12 protein-coding genes are annotated in these 17,358 nt (G+C 63.6%); 8 read left to right on the top strand and 4 right to left on the bottom strand.

The genetic code is table 11. From position 1 onward, the window contains the following. Positions 1–104 precede the first annotated feature (104 nt). Together VHO04_RS03250 and VHO04_RS03245 are read left to right on the top strand one after the other, a co-directional pair. Positions 105–2,675 (top strand): TonB-dependent receptor, encoded by a 2,571-nt coding sequence (locus tag VHO04_RS03250; RefSeq protein ID WP_293643490.1) that lies wholly within the window; start codon positions 105–107, stop codon positions 2,673–2,675. A gap of 44 nt (positions 2,676–2,719) precedes the next feature. After that, on the top strand, positions 2,720–3,970 hold the full coding sequence (locus tag VHO04_RS03245; protein WP_329627006.1) for an MGH1-like glycoside hydrolase domain-containing protein: 1,251 nt from the start codon (positions 2,720–2,722) through the stop codon (positions 3,968–3,970). Positions 3,971–4,054: 84 nt separating this feature from the next. Here the strand turns inward: VHO04_RS03245 and VHO04_RS03240 are convergent, their stop codons facing one another. Beyond that, the gene (locus tag VHO04_RS03240) at positions 4,055–4,846 is read right to left on the bottom strand and encodes a helix-turn-helix domain-containing protein (protein ID WP_293643492.1); all 792 of its coding nucleotides are present in this window, start codon (positions 4,844–4,846) and stop codon (positions 4,055–4,057) included. A 99-nt stretch (positions 4,847–4,945) separates the two neighbouring features. On the opposite strand from VHO04_RS03240, the gene VHO04_RS03235 reads away from it, so the two are divergent. Together VHO04_RS03235 and VHO04_RS03230 are read left to right on the top strand one after the other, a co-directional pair. After that, positions 4,946–5,704 carry a phytanoyl-CoA dioxygenase family protein gene (locus tag VHO04_RS03235; protein WP_293643493.1) on the top strand — a complete coding sequence of 253 codons (759 nt, stop codon included), beginning with the start codon at positions 4,946–4,948 and terminating at the stop codon, positions 5,702–5,704. Positions 5,705–5,750: 46 nt separating this feature from the next. Continuing rightward, positions 5,751–6,923 carry a tannase/feruloyl esterase family alpha/beta hydrolase gene (locus VHO04_RS03230; protein WP_293643494.1) on the top strand — a complete coding sequence of 391 codons (1,173 nt, stop codon included), beginning with the start codon at positions 5,751–5,753 and terminating at the stop codon, positions 6,921–6,923. Between the two features lie 369 nt (positions 6,924–7,292). On the opposite strand, the gene VHO04_RS03225 is transcribed toward VHO04_RS03230, so the two are convergent. Beyond that, positions 7,293–8,159, bottom strand: coding sequence for a LysR substrate-binding domain-containing protein (locus VHO04_RS03225; protein WP_293643495.1), 867 nt, complete (start codon positions 8,157–8,159; stop codon positions 7,293–7,295). Positions 8,160–8,265: 106 nt separating this feature from the next. Here VHO04_RS03225 and VHO04_RS03220 point away from each other — a divergent pair, with 106 nt between their 5' ends. From VHO04_RS03220 to VHO04_RS03205, 4 genes are read left to right on the top strand one after another with little or no spacing between them, the layout of a single operon-like run. After that, positions 8,266–9,651, top strand: coding sequence for a proton-conducting transporter membrane subunit (locus VHO04_RS03220; protein ID WP_293643496.1), 1,386 nt, complete (start codon positions 8,266–8,268; stop codon positions 9,649–9,651). After that, a complete protein-coding gene (locus VHO04_RS03215) occupies positions 9,537–12,173 on the top strand; it encodes a DUF2309 domain-containing protein (RefSeq protein WP_329627005.1) in 2,637 nt (878 codons plus the stop codon). The genes VHO04_RS03220 and VHO04_RS03215 overlap by 115 nt, the downstream gene beginning before the upstream one ends. A 15-nt stretch (positions 12,174–12,188) precedes the next feature. Beyond that, positions 12,189–12,563, top strand: coding sequence for a P-II family nitrogen regulator (locus VHO04_RS03210; protein WP_293643498.1), 375 nt, complete (start codon positions 12,189–12,191; stop codon positions 12,561–12,563). A 31-nt stretch (positions 12,564–12,594) separates the two neighbouring features. Continuing rightward, a complete protein-coding gene (locus VHO04_RS03205) occupies positions 12,595–13,389 on the top strand; it encodes a DUF6671 family protein (RefSeq protein ID WP_293643499.1) in 795 nt (264 codons plus the stop codon). 286 nt (positions 13,390–13,675) lie between these two features. Here VHO04_RS03205 and VHO04_RS03200 read toward each other — a convergent pair whose 3' ends face one another. Next, positions 13,676–14,707, bottom strand: a complete 1,032-nt coding sequence (locus tag VHO04_RS03200; RefSeq protein ID WP_414713075.1) for an SDR family NAD(P)-dependent oxidoreductase — start codon at positions 14,705–14,707, stop codon at positions 13,676–13,678. A 548-nt stretch (positions 14,708–15,255) separates the two neighbouring features. Further along, positions 15,256–17,334 (bottom strand): phage integrase, encoded by a 2,079-nt coding sequence (locus VHO04_RS03195; RefSeq protein WP_011540389.1) that lies wholly within the window; start codon positions 17,332–17,334, stop codon positions 15,256–15,258. Between the last annotated feature and the right edge of the window lie 24 nt (positions 17,335–17,358).

The following is a 17,358-nucleotide window of genomic DNA, read 5'->3' as shown; positions in this document are numbered from 1 at the left end:
CACAGCGTTGCAACAATACGGGCTTTCGTCAACCGGCCTCGCCCTTCAGTTTTTATGACAAAGGCCTGTCAGAGGCCGGAAGAGACCTATGGGAGGAGACCAGCATGACCGTCCGCCGCCGCTTTTCGCGCACTTTCCGTAACGCCCTGCTCTGCACCGCGCCGCTCGCCGCGACGCTGATTCCGCTGCAGTCGGCCTGGGCACAGGACGCCGAGGTCGCTCCCGCCGACGAGGCCGTCGCGGACGACGCCGACACCATCATCGTCACCGGTACCAGCCGCGGCCGTATCGCACTCGACACCCCGCTCGCGGTCACTTCGGTCGGCGAAGATTCGCTCGCACGCCTCGGCGTCAGCAGCCAGGCCGACATCCTTGCGAGCATCCCGACGATCAAGGCCGATGCCGGCGGCGGCGAGGTCGCATCGAACGTGTTCGTGCGCGGCCTGCCTTCGGGCGGCCAGTATCAGTTCACCCCGCTGATGTACGATGGCGTCCCCGTCATGTCGACGTTCGGCCTCAACTCGTCGGCCTATGACGTTTACTACCGCAACGACCTCGGCATCTCGCGCCTCGAGTTTGTGCGCGGCGGCGTGTCGAACCTGTTCGGCCCCGGCTCGGTCGCGGGCCTGATCAACTATATCAGCAAGACCGGCCGCGACGAGCTGGAGGGCACGGCGCAGATCGAATGGGCTGAAAAGGGCCGCTATCGCGGCGACCTTGCGGTCAGCGGGCCGCTCGGCGAAAATCTGTTCTTCGCGCTGTCGGGCTTCTACCGCTCAGACGACGGCCCGATCAAGACGGGCCTCGATACCGAAGGCTTCCAGATCCGCGGTAACCTGAAGTACGAGTTCCCCGACGACAGCGGATCGATCACGCTTTACGGCCAGTATATCGACGATCAGGCGCAATTCTATTTGCCCGTCCCGCTCGACGGCACGACGCGCAGCCGCGTCGCGGGCAACGACGGCAAGAAGGTCTATCAGCTGCTGACCCCCGACGTCGCCGGGTTGGGCTTCAACACCCCCGACGGCGCCTTCACCACCGGCATCACCGATGGCGTGACGAGCAAGGGCGGCCAAGTCGCGATCGCGTTTGACAAGGACTTCGGCGACAGCGGCTGGGGCATCAACGGCCGCGTAAAATACTCGGATTACAAGCATAAATTCGGCCTGTGGTCCGACGGCGACGGCGTCGTCAACGTCCCTGAGACGCTGAGCGCCTTCGTCACCAACGCCGCCCGCCGTGGCCAGATTCCCGAGCTGAACGGCATCACCGCCGCGAACGCCAGCTTCACTTATGTCGGTGGCGGCGCGGTGCCCGCGAATGCGATCCTCTTCGCCAACCGCTTCACCGACCGCAACAGGCCGATGCACGACCTTTCGGCCGAGCTGAACCTCACCAAGCAGGCGACCACGGGCAGCGTCGAGCACAGCTTCACGCTCGGCGGCTTCTACGCCGATACGGTCGCTAGCGACGTCAATGTCACGACGACCTTCCTCGGCGCGTTCAACAACCAGCCGCAGCTCGTCAATCTGACCGTCACTAACCCGATCAGCGGCGCCACCACGGTCATTTCGCGGAACGGCCTGCTCAACGCCGGCGGCGGTTATGTGAACAACCGGCACCAAGCCGAGCGTTACGCGGTCTATTTCGCCGACCAGATGCAGATCGGCGACCGCTTCAACCTCGATATCGGCGGCCGCGTCGAACATTATAAGGGCGACATCAGCCGCGAGCGCACCTCGACGACGGTCACCGACGCGACGACGCCGAACCTGTCGGGCGCACTGCGCGACGTGATATGGGGCAATGACGGCTATCTGACCGGCAAGGTGTCGACGACCGAATGGGCGATCGCTGCGGGTGGCCTCTACAAGCTTACCGACGACGTCAGCCTCTATCTCAATGCGAGCCGCGGTTACTTCTTCCCCGAAGTGCGCGCGGTCGGCTTCCTGCCGCTGCCTGCCGGGACCGCGGCGAATGCGAGCGCCTCGCCGGGCACGCAGAGCTACGAGGGCGAAATCATCAAACAGGTGCAGGGCGGCATCAAGGTCAGCCAGCCGGCCTTCAGCCTCGAGGCCTCGGCCTTCTACACCAGCCTCAAGAACCGCCGTCAGGTCCTGTTCGTCAACGCGCCGGGCGGCGGCTTCCAGGAGCTCGTCAACCTCGTCGCGACCGAATCCTACGGCGTCGAGGCGGTGTTCGACCTGAAGCTGCTCACCAACCTGCGCTTCAACGGCAACCTCACGCTGCAGAAGGCCAAATATACCGAGTTCCAGTCGAACGTCGGCGGTGTCCCGACCTCGAACCCGGCGATCATCGGCAACGATCTGGAGCGTCAGCCGCAGATCCTCTACAACGCCGGCCTCTATTACGACGACGGCGCGCTCGATGTGTCCTTCTTCACCAACTACACCGGCGACAATTTCACCGCGTCGAACAATTCGATCAAGCTCGACGGATGGAATATCGTCAACCTCGACGCCGGCTATACGGTGCCGATGGGCAACAAGAGCCTGCGTCTCGGGGTCAATGTGTTCAACCTGTTCGACACCGACGCCACGACCGAAGGGTCGCCGCGTCTCGACAACAACCAGACCGTCGGCGGCGCTTACTTCGTCGGCCGTCCGGTCCTGCCGCGCCGCATCACCGCACGCGCAACCTTCAACTTCTGACGAGAAAACGGGCATCCGCGACAATGACTATCGAAACGCTTGACGTGGGTGCCCGCGCCATCCTGACTGCCAACGACCGGGGCGGCTACACCGTCCCCAACGGCCGGGTCTATCCCTTCCAGTGGAACTGGGACTCGGCTTTCGTCGCCCTCGGCTTCGACACCTGGGATCGCGACCGCGCGTGGAAAGAAGTCGAGACCCTGTTCAACGCGCAGTGGGACGACGGCTTTCTGCCGCACATCGTCTTCTGGCAGGACGATCCGGGCTATTTCCCCGGACCCTCGGTCTGGGCGACGGGCAAGACCCCCGTCACCTCGGGCATCACCCAGCCGCCGGTCGCGGCGACGGTCGTCCGCAAGCTGTGGGACAGCGCGATCGCGGCGGACGCCGACGACGCCTATCGCCTGCGCCTCGAAAGCCTGTTCGACAAGCTGATCGCCTGGCACCGCTGGTTTCGCGACTATCGCGACCCTGACGGCCGCGGCGTCGTCGTCGCCATGCATCCGTGGGAAACCGGCCGCGACAATTCGCCCGAATGGGACATTCCCGGCGAGCCGATCGATATTTCGAACGTCGGCGAATATGTCCGCCGCGACACCGGCCATCTCGACGCGAAGATGCGTCCGACCAAGCTCGAGTATGACCGCTACCTCGCGCTCGTCCAATATGGCGTCGCGCAGGGCTGGGACCATGCAAAGATCACCGCGGGCAATCCGTTCAAGGTCGCCGACATCGGCATGTCGATGATCCTGCTGCGCGCCAACCGCGACCTGCTGCACCTCGCCGACTATCTCGGCCGCGACGAGGAAGCCGCCGAAATCCGCGCGATGATCGCGACGGCCGAAGCCGGGATCGACTGGTTGTGGGACGAGGAAAAGCACAGCTGGTGCTCGCGCGACCTGCTCACCGGCCGCTCGTCGGGCTTCATCACCAGCGCCTCGTTCCTGAGCTTCTATGCCGGGCTCGCCGACCCGGCGAAGGATGCCGCAATGCTCGCGCACCTGCACCGTATCGGCAGCAAGGTCGAATATCTGATGCCCAGCCTCGACCCCGAGGATCCCGGCTTCCAGATGATCCGCTACTGGCGCGGCCCCGTGTGGGCGGTGGTCAACTACATGATCGGCACCGGTCTGGCCGAAGCGGGCTTCGATGCCGAGGCGGCGCGCGTCCGCCACGACACGCTGGCGCTGATGGAGCGCAACGGCTTCTACGAAGCGTACAGCCCCGTCGACGGATCGGGCAGCGGCGGCGACGATTTCTCGTGGACCGCGGCGATCTGGCTGGCGTGGCGCTGATATATTGAACCCCGGCGAAGCCGGCCCCCCCAATTTACCCTCCCAACCCTGGACCCCGGCTTTCGCCGGGGTTCATTTTGCACGCTATCGATCGGGATCGACCACCGGTCCCCGGACCCGCGCCCTCACCGCGCTCGGGCTGGCGCCGAGCAGGCTGCGCACCATCTTGTTGAAGCGCTGCGCATCGGCGACGCCGCAGCGCTCGGCGACGCGCCAGATCGGCAGGTCGGTCGATTCCAACAGGAAACGTGCATGTTCGGCGCGGCGCTGAAGCAGGCGGTGGGGCACCGTGGTGCCGAAGCGGCCGCGGAAAAGACGCGCGAGGTAAGCGGACGAACGGCCCGCCGCGGCTGCGACCTCGCGCACGCCGATCGCTTCGGGAAAATGATGGTCGATATATTCGGCGGCGCGCGCTGCAGCGTCATCTTCCGGCAACGGATCGGTACGCCGCGCGAGCGTCACCAGCAGTTCCTGCGCCGCGAGCCGCGCCGCGATATGCGCGATCGGGTCGCTCGCGGTCGCGAAGAGGCCGCTGACATGTGCAAACCGTTCGCGGAGCGCGCCACAGTCCGACACGTGCAGCGCGACCGGCGCGCGCGTCCCCCGTCCATCGCCCGCTTCGATATGGATGCACCAATGCGTGCCCGGCCCGGCAAGGTCGTAGCTCGAAGACAGGCCCGCGGGGCTGAGCGTCACATCGCCGGGCGCAATCCGAATGCGTTTTCCCGCCAGCTCCATCTCGCCGGTATAACCGTGAAGGTGCAGCGCGTGCGTGCGTCCCTGATGGATCGTCGCAAATCCGCGATCCGCCAGCAGGAACTGCCCGGCGACCGCGATGCGCGGCAAATCTTCCAGCGGCAGATCGATCATTTCCATGTTCGATTTTTTACCACAAGATTAGGCGCACGCCAATTGCGATGGTCGACCGGAAGCGGCACCATCAGGCCATATCGAGACTATGAGGATGCCGCGGCGATGCTGAGCGAAGAGCAGAAAAAATTCTACGATGATCAGGGCTATGTCCTCGTCCCCGGACTGTTCAGCGCCGAGGAGGCCGCGGCCTTCCGCGCCGAAATGCACCGCATCGCCGACAATGAAGGCAACAGCGACGCGACATGGGACAGTGTGCGGGGCAGCGGCACGACGATCACCCATTGCCACGACGTCCATTTCCGGTCGGCGATGGTGACGCGCCTGCTCACCGACCCGCGCCTCACCGAGATCGCGCAGGACATCATCGGCCCGAACGTCCAGCTTCATCACAACAAGATGTTCATCAAGCCGCCCGAAAAGGGCTCGCCCTTCCCGATGCATCAGGACTATCCTTATTTTCCGCATCGCGACCATTCGATGATCGCGGTGATCCTGCACTTCGACGATGCACCCGAAGAGAAGGGGTGCCTGCGCGTCTATCCGGGGACGCACAAGCTCGGCCCGCTTCCCGCCGAGGGCGCCGACCATCATGCTTCGACCGAAACCTACCCGATCGAGGGCGCCACCCCCCTGCCGGCGAAGGCGGGCGATGCGCTGTTCTTCCACTATCTGACCGTCCACGGATCTGGCCTCAACACGTCGGACGAGCCGCGTACGACGCTGCTCATCCAGCTCCGCGATCCGGCCGACGTGCCGCTGAACGACCGGCATAGCTCGCGCGGCCAGGGGATGATGCTCGCCGGCGTCGACCCGACCGCGGGCGCGTTCAAATTCGCGTGGGAAGACGAGAAAGCTGCCTGACGTCCTCGCCTGGCTGCTGCTGCTTTTGTCGTTCGGCAGTCCGCTCGTGGATGACCCCTGCGCGAACCTCGCGAAGCTGACGATCGACAAGGCGGTCGTCGAGAGCGCGGTGCTGTCTGACGGCGTCTGCCGGGTCAACGGGTCGGCGCACCCGGTACCGGGATCGGACATCCGCTTCAGCGTGTACTTGCCCGCCCCTAACCGCTGGAGCGGACGCTATTACCAGATCGGCAATGGCGGGTTCGCGGGAGCGATCCACCTGCCGACGCTCGACGAGGGCGCGCGGCGCGGCGATGCCATTGCGGCGACCGATACGGGGCATCGCGGCCATGGCTTCGATGCGAGCTGGGCGCCGGGCAATTCGGTCGCGCTTGCCGATTACGGCTGGCGGTCGATCAAGGCGACGCGCGATGCCGCCGCGGCGCTGGTCGGGGCCTATTATGGCCGCGCGCCCATCCGGCATTATTTCATGGGCTGTTCGAACGGCGGGCGGATGGCGCTGATGGCGGCGGCGCGCTGGCCCGACGATTGGAGCGGGATCATCGCCGGGGCGCCAGCGAACCCGTGGACGCGGCAGTTTCGCAATTTCGGCGCGATACAGTATGCGATGCGGGCGCCGGGCGGGTGGCTTGGAGCCGCCGAGCGGACGCAGGCTAAGTTACCCGCGCAGAAGCGGGCGACGCTCGATGCGATCATCGCAGCGGGATATTCTCCTACAGCGATCACTGCGGAAGACTGGGCGTACTGGATCGCCAACCCGGACACGGCCGCGCAGTCGCAGCTGACCTTTGCCGAGCAGTCGCGCGCGCATCTCTTGGGGCATTTCAGCGACGAAACCCTCGCTGGCGAACTCGACATCAAGCCGGGCGACCTGCAGGGCTTCCATGATCGCGGCGGCAAGATTCTTTCCTATTTCGGTCAGTCGGACCCGGTGATCGCGCCCGGCCTCGGGGTTGACTGGTACCGTGCGGTGCAGGCCGCGACGCGCGGCAAAACCACCGACTTCTATCGCCTGTTCATTATTCCCGGCATGTCGCATTGCCAAGGCGGCGCAGCGGCGACGAGTTTCGGCCAGTCGCTCGACGCGCCCGCGGTGCACCAGGACCGCGAGCACGACGTGCGGCTGGCGCTCGAAGCTTGGGTCGAACGCGGCATCGCGCCAGCGGCGCTCAAGAGCGAGGCCGGGACGAAGCGCACGGTTATCCGCCCGCTTCGCTGAGCGCCGAGCGCGCCTTGTCGTTCCATCTCGGTGAGCGAGCGCCCAATGCCGTCGCACAGGGCAGCACGACCAACAAGATCACCGAACCGCGGTTGCATACCAAGGATGATCGCCGGCCGATTGAGCGTGATAAATCGCCGCCATTTAATGCGATGACTCCATTGAGGAAGCGGACACGCGCGTCCGAAGCAAGGGACAATGGCCGGTAGCGGTCAGTCGCCTTTTTAGAGGTCAATCGCAAAAACCGATCGAACGCCCCTTAGGCAGATGGGCCATCCGTCAATTCGCTAGCCGCCGTCAAACGCATCATCGGGTTGCCTCTTGGCTCCAGCGACCCGCATTTGTTGCGCCGACTCGAACCGTCTGGTCCTAGCTACCGCGTTCAAGCGCGGCGACAACATGTTGGGCAAGGCGGTGCGCCGTGTCGGCCAGGCCCGCCGCCTCGATCAACGCGATTTCGGTGTCGTAAAGCAGCGGAAGATCGGCTTCTCCGGCAATCGGGGTCAGGTGCGGCGGCACCATTTCGCGAGGGAGCACTGCAATGCCGAGGCCTTCGCTCACCGCCGAAAGACTGCCCGCGAGGCTCGTCGAAGTATAGGCCACGCGCCAGTCGCGACCGATCGCCTCGAGCGCATCGACGGCTCGCTTGCGATAAACGCAAGGCTCGGGCGAGACGACGAGCGGAATGCTCGCGAGGCCTGTTGCAGCCGACTGATCGCGGGCCACCCAGACCAGCGGCTCGCGCCACACCCGCACGCCCTCAAGCGGCGCAGAAGGCTCACGCTTGACGAGCACGAAGTCGAATGCGCCGGCATGAAATTTGTCGAGAAGGTTGAGCGTGAGATCGCAAGTCACCTCGAGCTCAACGAGCGGATGCGCCTTGGTGAAGGTCGCCAGTACGGCAGGGAGATGCGCAGTGGCAAAATCCTCCGGTACCCCGAGCCGGACGCGTCCGGCCATATCGGGCTCAAAAAGCTCGGCGATGGCCGCGTCGTTCAGACGCAGCAGCTGCCGCGCCGGACCGAGCAAGCGCCTGCCCTCCTCGGTGAGGCTGAGCGACCGGGGGGTGCGCGCGAAGAGCGCCCTGCCCAATTGCCTCTCGAGCCGCTTGACTTGCAAGCTGATCGTCGATTGCGTTCGGCCAAGGCGGTCGCCGGCCCGGGTAAAGCTTTCCACCTCGGCAATGGTCACAAAGCAGCGGAGCAAATCAAGATCGAGGTTTAGCGTGCCGGTCATGGCAGGAATTTGCCGCAGCCATTGTAATTGTCAATGAATGACATTTTAAAAACTCGTTTTGTCAATTTTTGGCGGTGCGCCATTGGCGGCGGCGAAAGGAAGTCGCATGTCCGACAACACCGCCCAAAATGCTGCCGCTTCGACGCTTCCGGGCGTGCGCCCGCCCGTCTGGATCGCCCTTATCGGAATCGCCGGATTGGCTTTGCTGGCGGCTGACGGCCGCCTGGCGTTCTCTCCCCTTCAACTCGTCATTGCTCTGCTGACCATGTTCGTGGGCACCATCGTCGCGGCCTTTTCGTGTAGACATATGCGGACTGATCGTCGGCGAGCATCCTATTTCGCGCGGATCGCCCTGCTGATAGGATCGGTCCTGCTATTCGTCCTGACGGACGATCTGCTGGCCTTCGGCGCCGCCTGGATAGCAAGCGGACTTCTGCTGGCCAGTCTCATCGGTCATTCCGATGCCCTCCCCGAAGCTCGCGAAGCCGCCATGCGCGCGCGGCGGACCTTCCTGATCGGCGATCTCGCGCTGCTCGCCGCGCTTGCGATTGTCGGGGGACATGGCGGAACAACCGATGTAAACGCCGCACTTTCGCGAAGCGGCAGCCTCTCTCCTCTCGCTAGCCACCTCGCGGCGCTGCTTCTCGTGATCGCGGCGGCTGCGCGATGCGCTCTGCCGCCTTTCTCGGCTTGGCTGCTTTCGTCGATGACAGCACCAACGCCGGTGTCGGCGCTAATGCACGCGGGGCTTGTCAATGCCGGCGGCTTTTTGCTGCTGCGGCTGGCACCGGTCCTCGAGGCAGCGCCTGCGGCGCGCTATGCGGCAGTCGGCCTGGGGCTTTTCGCAGCTCTGTGGGGCCTCGGCGTCATGGCCGTCCGCCCCGACGTCAAGCGCGCGCTAGCCGGGTCGACCGTATCGCAAATGGGGTTTATGATCATGAGCTGCGGCCTTGGCGCCTATGCCGCCGCGCTCTGGCATATCGTGGCGCACGGACTGTTCAAGGCCTGGCTTTTTCTCGGGGCGGGTTCGCTTATCGGGATGCGCCAACGCGAGCGGGCTCCGATTTCCCGCTCGGCCGTCCTGATGGCCGCTCTCCTCGCGCTGTGCGCCGGCGCCTGTATGGCCTTCAAAGCCGAAGTGGGCGGCGACCTGGTGGCGCTAACCCTCGCCGTGGCCGCAGCCGCCGCTACGCTGATTGCAGGATATGGCGCTCCCGCCTCGCGCCGCGCGCGCGCATGGCTGGTCGGTCTGGTCACGGCACTGATCGCGGCAAACGCAGCAGGTCTTTTGCTGATCGGCAGCCTTTATCAAGCGCACGCCGAACCCTTGCTTCCGTCACCCTTGCTGATTGCGATTGCCGCCCTCTTTCTGATCGCATGGCTCTTCCAAGCCGCGCGGATGGCGCGCGGCGCAGCGCTTCCCCCGGCGCTCTACGTCCGCCTTCTCAACGCCGGCTCCCTTCCCGCCCACCGTACCGGAGATCTCGCATGAACATGATTGCTCCAATCGAACGCACAGGGGAACGGCTCGGCCGGACCGAAGTCGCCGGGCTCGTTGCGCTCGCCGCGCGCACGGTTGCGCCGCTCTGGCCGCTCGAAAGCGCGATTGCCGTCAACCCGCTGGCGAGATTCGAAGAGCTGCCGTTCGCGCAAGCCGTGGCTGAAGCATCGAAGCTTTTCGGCGCGCGCCGCACGCTGCCGCTCGCGCTTTGGCGGCGGCTTTACGAAAATGACCGCATCGACGAAGCCGCCTTGCGCGATGCGGCCATCGCACATCTGGGCGGCATCTATCACGCCGCCGCGCCTATTGCGCCCGGCGTAACGATGCTCGACGCGCTGATGGCGTGCCTGTTGGCGATCGAACCCGGCGACCAGCCCGAGCGGAAAGACGGACTTGGCCCTGATGCGGCGTTCATCGCAAAATGGTGCGGCGCCTTTTTCGACCATGGCATGACGACGATGCCATTGCCGTACCGCGACCTCGGGCTTTATCGCGCCGTGCTGGCGATGGCAGCGTATGACCCTGATTACCGGACGCTCACAGGCGCGCGGGGCGCAGCGTTGCTGCTGAGCGTCCCGCGCGACCCGCTTGAGGCCATTTCCGAGGGGCTGGCGAGTCTGGAAGTACCGGTCGACGAACTCGCCTATCTGTCGGGTCTGGTGGCACGTCTCCCGGGATGGGCTGGCCATATCCGCTGGCGCACCGACCATGCCGACCCTGACCGCGTGGCCGATGTCCCGGCAACTATGGCCGATCTCGCCGCGCTCTGGATCTTGCTGGCGCGCGCCGACGCAGTGTCCGCTTTGCCCCCCGCGCCGTCCGCCGGCAAAGACAGGCGCGCCGCGCTCTTGGCCCACTTCGGCTTGACCGCCAAGGCGCTCGACGCGCGCAATGCCGAAAGGCTCGACGCGGTGGCGCGCGTCGATGACGACGCGCTTGGTGCCTTGTTCATGACGGCCGCCGAACGGAGCTATGCAAACGGCCTGATGCCGGCACTGCAAAGGGCCGCTCGAACCAGCAACCCACCCCTCCGGCCCGATGCCCAGCTGGTTTTATGCATCGACGTGCGCTCGGAGCCCTTCCGACGAGCTCTGGAAGCAGAAGGCAATTATGAAACCTTCGGCTATGCCGGATTTTTCGGTTTGCCCATTGCGCTGCATCCCTTCGCCGGCGCGCATCGCGCCCGCCTGCTGCCGGTGCTTCTCTCGCCCCGGCACGACATTTCGGAGCGTCCAGTCCCCGGCCGGGAAAGCGAAGCGGAGGCAATCGCTGACGGGGCGCGTCGCGATGCCTGCACCAGCGATCTTTTCGCGGCTGCGAAAGTTGGCCCGGCAACTGCCTTTGCCGCTGCAGAGGCGACCGGACCGCTCGCCGCAGCCCTGATGCTGGCGCGGACCTTCGCGCCGCTCGCGGCAAGCCGCGCGGCCGCCACGCTCCGCAAGCGCCGGCAGCTCGCTCTCGCGCCCGCGCCTGAAGGCTATGCGAATCACACCGGCGTCTCGCTTGCCGACAAGGTCGGTTATGCCTCTGCCTTGTTCCGCCTGACCGGGATGCGGCCCGATACGGCACGGCTTGTCGTGTTGACGGGACATGGCGCAAGCGCGGTCAACAATCCCTATGCGGCCGCGCTCGATTGCGGCGCCTGCAGCGGCCATGCGGGCGGCTCGAACGCGCGACTGCTGGCAGCGATGCTGAACGATGCAGATGTGCGCTCGGGCATGGCGGAGGAAGGCCTCAAGCTGCCGCCAACCACCTATTTTCTGGCTGCAGAACATAACACGACGACGGACGAGGTGACGATCTTCGATGCCGATAGCATACCCGATACCCACGCCGCCGACCTCGCCGCGCTTTCAGCAAGTCTCGCGCGTGCCGCCGGAGCCAACCGCGCCCGCCGCGCCCGGTCGCTGGACCGAGCGCCGGGCGACCTGCTGACGGGCGCCGTGCATTGGGGCGAAGTCAGGCCCGAATGGGGTCTTGCCGGGAATGCCGCCTTCATCGTCGGCCCGCGCGACCTGACCCGCGCCATCGACCTTCAAGGGCGCGCCTTCCTCCATAGCTACGATTGGCGGGCCGACCGCGACGGCAGCGCGCTGGCGACGATTCTGACGGCGCCAATGGTCGTGGCGCAGTGGATAAACTGCCAATATCTCTTTTCCACGATCGACAACGAGCGTTACGGGTCGGGCGACAAGGTCACCCATAATGTCATCGGCGGCATTGGCGTCGTCCAGGGAAACGGCGGCGATCTCAAGATCGGCCTGCCCCGCCAGTCGCTCTTTCGCGACAACGGACTTCCGCACCACGTTCCGCAGCGTCTGCTGGCCATCGTTCATGCACCGTTCGATCGCGTGGCTGCGCTCGTCGAGACCAGCGACATCCTCCGGCGACTGTTCGGCAAGGGCTGGGTGCAACTTATCGTGATCGATCCCGAAACGGCGCGCGCGCGGCGCTGGCGCGAAGACGGCGCCGACTGCGGCGAAGGCCGGAACCTTCTCTGTGTCGATTGTTAAGGAGGAGATTTGATCATGACCATGAAGCAAAATGCCTTGCCCCTGCCGCTTCACCGGCGCCGCAAGATCGAAATCGTCATGCGGGCGGAGGATCGAACGATGGTGGAAGACTTGCTGCGCGCGGCCGGCGTCAGCGGCTGGACCATGATCCGCGACGTTGCCGGAATGGGCCATCACGGCTTTCATCAGGGCAGGACGATCTTTAACGATGAAAGCGGCCTGGTGATGTTCGTGGGCGTCGGCGACGAGGCGGTCATCGCCGATGTCGCCGGCGGCCTGTCACGCCTATTCGAAAGCCGTCCGGGAGTGACCTTTCTGTCCGATGTCGAGGTCATGCGGTCTGACTATTTCTCGCCCGCGCGTAGCACACCCCGTGGACCGTCCCTTTGAAACGCGCGGCCGCACGGCCGTCGTTGCGACGATGCACGGCAAGGAGCGCGTCATCATTCCTGCCCTTGCGCCGCTGGGTCTCGCGTTTCTGCCCTGCCCGGCGATCGACACCGATCGCTTCGGCACCTTCACGCGCGACATCCGACGCGCGGGGAGCCAACGGGCGGCCTTGGATGCGAAAGCTCGTGCCGGACTCGCCGCCGCGCCGGGAGCCGATTATGCGGTAGCGAGCGAGGGGGCGTTCGGACCGCATCCCGCCTTCCCCTTCATCCCGTCCGGCTTCGAACTGGTTGGGCTCCTCGAGAGGCAGTCCGGCGCGATGATCGTGGGCCGATATCTCAGCCTCGACACCAATTTCCGCCAGGCGCAGGCCTCGACGATCGACGAGGTCGAAGCCTTCGCCCAAGCAATCGGCTTTCCGAGCCATGCGATCGTGTTGATGGCAGGCCGCGACGGCCCGATCATCGCCAAGGGGGTGTCGGATCGGAGCATTCTGATTTCGCAGGCTCAGGCCGCTATCGAATGCGGCGGCTCGGTATGGCTGGAAGCCGATATGCGCGCAAATCGCAATCCGCAGCGGATGGCATCGATATCGCTCGCGGTGCAGGAACTGCTAAGCACCCTTACCACGCGGTGCCCGGCTTGCGATTATCCCGGCTGGACGCCGCAGACGAAAGATGGCCGACCCTGTCTCTGGTGCGAAAACCCGACCTTCGAGTCATGGATCGAGGTTCGTCAATGCGGAAACTGTGGTCATCAGGCGGAACGATGTCTTGATGCCGACCGAAGAGCCGAACCCGGGCTCTGCCTCATCTGCAACCCATGAACCGCCATCTGCGTGCGATCAGCCTACGGCGAAGACTGCCACGAGCGCGGGCCCGCTTCCGCGGTACGACGCCCTATCGATCAATATTTGGTCATACGAATCAGCGTCAAATCATAGCCCGAATCCTTAACGCCCCCCTCCCGCGCAGCGGATCGCGTGAAGATTTTCCGCTCGGGTGAGCGCCCACAGATTGTACCCCGATAGCTCGCCGACGGTCGACTATCCATAGTCGTCGCCATGACCGAGCAGCTAAGCATACCAGAATGGTCTGGGCTTCAATGGCTGCTTAAAATGGGATTGGTCGACCATCCCAGCCAAAGAACCCCCCGCTATCCGCCGGAATGAGCTGGTTAATCACGGCGAGCATGTGGGCGGCGCTGTTTTCAGCAGCGAAGAGCGAAGTTGGGGGGATCCGCGCCTGAAAGGGCTCGGAAAGGGGCGTATCGACGGTTCCAGGATGCAACACTGCCACGATCGCCTCTGGGTTGCGATGACGAAGCTCGATAGCGAAGCATCGCACAAGGGCATTGAGCGCCGCCTTCGATGCGCGATAGCTGTGCCATCCCCCCAGTCTGTTGTCCGCAATCGAGCCGACTCTCGCCGACAGGAAACTTGCGGCCACCCGGCGCTTTGCGGCAAGAACGGGAAGGAAATGCTTGGCAACCAGCGCAGGGCCGATGCTGTTGACCGCGAACACCCTGGTCATTGCCGCAGCATCGATGTGGCGAAAGCTCTTCTCGGGGTTTATCGAGCCCTCGCCGTGCAGAAGGCCCGTTGCCAGGATCAGAAGATCAAGATCGCCATCCTGTGCGACCGCACGAGAAGCTTCGGAAAGCGCGCTTTCATCAAGGATATCGACCGTTATCGGCGTGATCACATCGTCATGGGCCGGGATCCGGTTCCGGCTTGCAGCATATATGCGGCCGTATTTTCCGGAAGAGCGAAGCGCATCAACAAGGGCTCGGCCGATACCGCCGCTGCTCCCGATGACGAGGGCGCGCTTGCCTTCCAGAGAGTCCTCCCGCGCTCGCCGACGATGCGCTTGAAGACCGCGCGTAACGTGCATTCGTCTTTCCCGCGACCTGCCCAAAGGGGAAAACCGCGGACTGGGCTCGGCAGCTTGAAGCTTCGCCTTTGCCGACATCCTGATTGCATTTGCCGTGGTCTCAATGCCGACCGCGCTGAGCACAGCCGCGTGGTGCATCTTTATCCTCCGTTCGCAGAGCGAGAGTGCGGACGCGATCTGCTTGCTCGGTTGTCGGCTTGCCCTCAGCTTCATGACCTCGCGCTGACGCGGCAGGAGCGCATCGATTTGCAAACGGGCCGCATATTTCGGCCTCCGACGGCGTCCCCTTTGTCATCGGCCTCCGCGAACCGAGGAAATATTCAAGCGTCCCTCCAGTGAAAATCGACGCGGAAAGCACCGCGCTAAGAACAGGCGACCCAAGCGGCATCGTTGCTCCGCAGCCAAGGCAGCGATATTTTCTTGAAGCCCATTCATATTTGCCTTCGCCCTGCCACAAGACGGTTCATGATTATTCCTATATTGATATTAGCCTGGCGGCGAGTTCCTCTACCAGCTCTGCCCGATTCCATACTGGCGGCTCGCAAACATAGATCTCAGATAGCTAGAGAGTATTCGATCGCCCCTGCTTTCTGGGAGCAAGGTCAGGCCTTAGGGTTAAGCTCCTTCGCGCCAGCATGAGCGAGACAGATTTGGCCGCAGCAGCGATTTGCCGCTGTCAACAAATGTCCGCTAACGGGCTTCCCATTACGTGGCCGGCTACGTCTTAAATCAGGCGCATAGCAGCCGTAAACGATGGCTTAGCCACCCAGCGACTATTCGATATTTAGTCCGACATGGTGTCAACCGCGCTTGCGCCGCCCGGCGCTCTCGCGAGTTGGCCGCGCGCCGCGCATGCAAACGGGTAGCAACCGGATTTCTACGGTATCTTGCAGATGGGCGGTCACTTTGGGTATCTGGTTCACGACATCAAGCAGGATCTGGAGGCGTGTGGCGCTCGCGTATCGGTTGGCATTTTCGCCGCCATGCTTCTGACCGAGAAGATCCGACCGAAATTCTTCGAATGTCTGCAACATCTTCAATTCAGTGCTGACCATATGCCGACCGCTGTGAACCGCCTGTCCCGGCTTTACGAGTTTCAGACGTGGCTTAATGTGAAGCCATATATTTTTGAAAAATACATCTCCCAGCGCACGCCCTGTGCGACCGGGTTGGATTTCTGGAAAGAGGTACTGCTCGCCAGCTTCCTTCATGGCTTGGACATAATGCATGAAGCCCAAGCGACGCAGCTCTTCGCAAACAGGAATCTTACGAACGCTGGTCGCGTTCTTGACGCCGCCCGCAGAAGTTTTCCTGATGTTGACAAAAAAGATACCGTCTTCTTCGCCGATATCATCGACCAAAAGCTTACAAGCTTCCTCGCGCCGCATACCTGAATACCAGACCAGCGGCATGACCCAATAGGCTGCGTCGTGCCAAATCGAGCCTCCCGGCGTCACGGACAAACGCTGAGGCAAATCGACGCCCGTACCGCCGGTCCAGATGCCGAGACGAAACAATTCTTCACCCTGCGCAATCGTATAGGGGTCGCGCTCGTCGCGCTCGTCCCTGTCGTCCTCATCGAGGATAAAATCTGAAAAATCGAGAGGCGCCATTGGCGTTTTCGTCGCAAGCCACGCACACAATCTCTTGAGGTTGGCGAAATGACGATTGATGGTTCCTACGTCGAGGCCAATCGCGAACGAGATTTCTTCGCCGCGCTCCTCTTCTTCAGTAAGACGATCGAGCGCCTCGCTGCAAATTTCCTCCAGCGACATCGCTTCGTGTCGAGGCGACTTATGATGCGACGACGGTAACCGGTTCAACAGGTCGTAAAACTGGTTCAGGTCTTCCTGGCATGTTGCTGCCATGGCCTTGCCATTATTTGACTTGCCGAACAGAAAGGGCGCGGCCTTGAACTGGCGCTTCTGGCTGGCGCCCCAGACCTTCGGCTGCGACTTGCGCTTTTTGGGGTTCGCACCCTCGGCCAGGACCGGCGCATCTTCCCGTCCGCGCGCCTTTGGTTTCAGCTCCATATATTTTTCTACTGCCTGCACCGGGCTAAGGGTGGCATAATGGGTCTGCACATCGGTGAGTGTCGACGCTGACGCAGGCACAATGGTGCTGGCGTTCCACGCGTTTGGAGGCGCAGGGGCGGAGATCGGGGGAGGCATCGAAGTCTGCAGAGGCGCTCGCCCGAGCGCGTTCATCAGCGCCAAGCTGTGTTCGATCGCCCGAACCTCGGGGCTGTCGTAGGTTGCCGCGGCCGTCAACCGTGCCCCACACATGACCTGCCGGGCAATTTCGATTCGGTCAGCCGCTGGCTCGATGCCGAGCCGCTCCAGCAATGCCTTTGCCTCATTCAGCAAATTGCCGGGAACATCGCCGGCTTGGGAAAGCATCGCATAAAGATTGGCGCGGGCCTCTTCGTCCAGCGACGGAAAGCGCTTGTCGAATGACCCGATGTAATCGATGCCCATATAGTCGTCGAAGCCATTTGCGATGAAATCGCCGTTAAACGCTGCATAGATCGAGAGCATCTGGTGGAAGCGAGCGGTGACATTGCCCTCACCGTCCTTCTCGATCACCGCCAACTGATGCGCCAGCATGTTGCGATACCGCACCATCTCCTCTCGAAAGAGATGGTTCACCTGCTCGCTGGTCAGTCCTTCCTGCTCGATCCGTTCGTATAAGCTCATTCGCACAACCTCGCTTCGGCTGGTCATCGCGACCGCGCGCCGTCGCGCGACCGACTGGTCCTTCGTCAAAAGGCTGACCGTTGTTACGATGGTTATAGGACGTTCAAGCCGTCCAACGAAGCGCACCCGGCGACGCCACCAGTAGGTGGCCCCGCGACGGTTCACATTTTCGATTGCTGGCATCAGGCACTGGCTCCACCCACTGGT

Origin of the sequence: Sphingopyxis sp. (assembly GCF_036261875.1) — a bacterium.
In the GTDB taxonomy this organism is placed as follows: Bacteria; Pseudomonadota; Alphaproteobacteria; order Sphingomonadales; family Sphingomonadaceae; genus Sphingopyxis.
This window is presented reverse-complemented; position numbering and strand designations above follow the sequence as displayed.